This window comes from Lactococcus sp. UBA7128 (genome assembly GCF_002492185.1).
Classification (GTDB): domain Bacteria; phylum Bacillota; class Bacilli; order Lactobacillales; family Streptococcaceae; genus Lactococcus; species Lactococcus muris.
Genome location: NZ_DKXK01000056.1, coordinates 1 through 2810 on the forward strand (window position 1 = coordinate 1; position 2810 = coordinate 2810).

At 38.2% G+C, this 2810-nt stretch carries 3 protein-coding genes; 1 reads left to right on the top strand and 2 read right to left on the bottom strand.

The genetic code is table 11. From position 1 onward, the window contains the following. Positions 1-97: 97 nt before the first annotated feature. Positions 98-454, bottom strand: coding sequence for a YlbG family protein (locus B4H39_RS06305; RefSeq protein ID WP_251424016.1), 357 nt, complete (start codon positions 452-454; stop codon positions 98-100). Beyond that, positions 438-812 carry a YlbF family regulator gene (locus B4H39_RS06310; protein WP_202230438.1) on the bottom strand — a complete coding sequence of 125 codons (375 nt, stop codon included), beginning with the start codon at positions 810-812 and terminating at the stop codon, positions 438-440. The genes B4H39_RS06305 and B4H39_RS06310 overlap by 17 nt, the downstream gene beginning before the upstream one ends. 539 nt (positions 813-1351) lie before the next feature. Here B4H39_RS06310 and B4H39_RS06315 point away from each other — a divergent pair. Continuing rightward, on the top strand, positions 1352-2716 hold the full coding sequence (locus B4H39_RS06315; RefSeq protein WP_202230439.1) for an amino acid permease: 1365 nt from the start codon (positions 1352-1354) through the stop codon (positions 2714-2716). Positions 2717-2810 lie beyond the last annotated feature (94 nt).

Consider the following 2810-nt stretch of genomic DNA (forward strand, 5'->3'; position numbering starts at 1 on the left):
GTCTATTTTACTTGGTTCTTTTCAATAAAAGGCAGTTTTTTTCGATATTCTTTCACAACCTGCTCTATCGTTTTTATCTAGAATTTCTATAGAAATATCATAGTTTAGCTAAAGCAGCATCAAGCTGACTTTTAATTTCTTCATTTGTTTCAGCAAAAGCTTCTGAAAAGTTTGTATTGATTTCCTTAAGATGGCTCTGTCGTATCTTTTTCACAAATTTGAGTTCATTGAGCTTCTTGATCGTCTCTGGCACATCTTCCTCATTCACATAAAGAAGGCTGTAGTGTGCCTTGCGGCTCGTATAGCCAAGGTCCCCGTAGCGGTTCAACTGCCTATTGCCTTTGTAAGAATTACAATAGACAAAAAGGGCACTTCTATTCTGTTTATCCAGTGGGCGAACTGCTGTACTTTCTGATTTATTTTCTTCTGTTTCTTGATTAATGATGTCGTTCATGGCGACTCCCTCCTTTCAAGGGCAAATTTTCATCTACAAAAATATGTTCTGAGATTGATGAAGCAATGTCTTTCGTTAAATCGGATAAAAGTTCCTGCAAGTCATTTTCAGCAACGCGCAGATTATAAACCTTCTCGTTGAATAAAATTTCCTTTCTTAACTCTAGCAACTCTGGACGAAAAGCTACGTACTCTTGATTTTCTGTGAGAATCCGTAACTTATCCTGCACGTCCTTGTCTGCTTCAAACTCAGCTTTCAAGGTACGGTAAACAGCAACTTGTGGCAAATCTAAAAAGGCTTTGACCAGAGTATCGATTGAGTCCTCAATCTCGAACAATTGTTCATTTATGATTAACATATTTTTATTATACCAGAGTCTGCAACAAAAGTTGAAAGAGACTGATTCAGTAAAAATGCAAAAAATGAAAATGCTCAACCGAAGTATTCTTATACATAGGGTTAAGCTTTTTTCATTGGGGATTTTTCCCAAAAATCTGTAGAGATAAAAGCTTGGGGTTGAACTATTTAGCGCTCTTTTTCAGCAGTCTCATGTCAAGATGGATTGCATTTGTTTTGTATAATTATTCACATTGCCTTTCACTAAGCCTCACTTATTCCTATTAAGATATTTGGTGTAAAACTGTCTAAATATGCTCCGAGCAATTTTCTAAATCCTTTGCCGAAAATTTAAAAGACAAAAATCCTTCAAGGTAAAAGTAGCGATAAATGCACATAAGAAAGCGATAACATTGTCGATAAAAGCAGAATGTACCTGAAAAGAAACTTTTTAAGCCCTTCATCAAAATATCTTCTCATTCATCTTGCCAATTTTATCCAAAAGCGATATAATTACTTTATAATGTTTATAATTGTGCATAAAATTACAGAAAGGTTTTTATGAATAATGAAAACAATCAGACTCAAAGAGGTCTGAAAAATCGTCACATCCAGCTTATCGCAATTGCTGGAACTATCGGAACAGGTCTCTTCTTAGGAGCAGGACAGTCTATCAGCATGACTGGACCATCAATTCTACTGATTTATATCATCATCGGAGCACTGATGTTTATCTTACTCCGAGCAATTGGTGAGATGCTCTACATGGACCCAGAGCAACACTCTTTTCTTAACTTTGTCAGCCGCTATCTTGGAAACAAGGCCGGTTATTTTATTCAATGGTCCTATTGGCTTGTCGTTATTTTCATGGCAATGGCCGAATTAACTGCCGTTGGCGTCTATATCCAATTCTGGCTACCGAGTGTCCCCGTGTGGCTCACCGAAACAGTTATCCTCCTAGCCTTAACTGCACTCAATACGCTTAACGCTAGATTCTTTGGTGAAACAGAGTTTTGGTTTGGAATGATAAAAATTATAGCCATTGTCGGTCTGATTGTTACCGCTATCGTGATGGCTTTTACAGGTTTTCAAGCTGATGGAACAACGGTCAGTCTAAGTAATGTCGTCAAAGACTTCTCCTTCTTCCCAAATGGAGTTGCTAACTTTATCGGAAGCTTCCAAATGGTTATGTTTGCCTTTGTAGCCATGGAATTTATCGGCATGACTGCAGCAGAGACTTTGGACCCTCGTCCAACTCTTAAAAAGGCTATCAATCAGATTCCCATTCGTATCTTGATTTTCTATATTGGAGCACTGACTGCCATCATGTCTATTTACCATTGGACAGACATTCCTGCAGATCAGTCCCCATTTGTCATGGTTTTTGACCTCATCGGTTTCAAGTGGGCAGCTGCACTTATTAACTTTGTCGTTTTAACTTCAGCGGCTTCAGCGCTTAACTCTGCTCTCTTTTCAACAACACGTAATCTGTTCTCCCTTTCAAAATTACATGGAGACAAAGCCCTGCGACCTTTCACGAAACTTTCTAAAAACGGTATCCCAACCAATGCGCTCTTCTTCACTGCAGCCTTGATTTTCTTAGCACCGTTTATCTCACTTATTCCAGGTGTTTCTAACGGTTTCGTCTTTATTACAAGTGTCGCAACCAATCTCTTCTTGATTGTTTACATCATGACACTCATCGCTTATACAAAGTACAGAAAATCAGATGAATATATGGAAGATGGTTTCAAAGTTCCGGTGCCTAATGTCTTGATTCCCGTTACTATCGTTGCTTTTGCTTTAATCTTCATCTCTCTCTTCTTCTTCAAAGATACACGCATACCGGCTATTGGCTCAGCAATTTGGATTCTTGTCTTTGGTATTGTTTCTTACTTCCGCAAGGAAAAAAGGGCTGAACTATAGAACAAGTCTATGTTTTCAGAGACTGTTGAAAGTTTCTGATTTATCCAAAGTCTATAAAAAAATGGAACTGCGGCTCTGTCAACTCTGCGGTGGT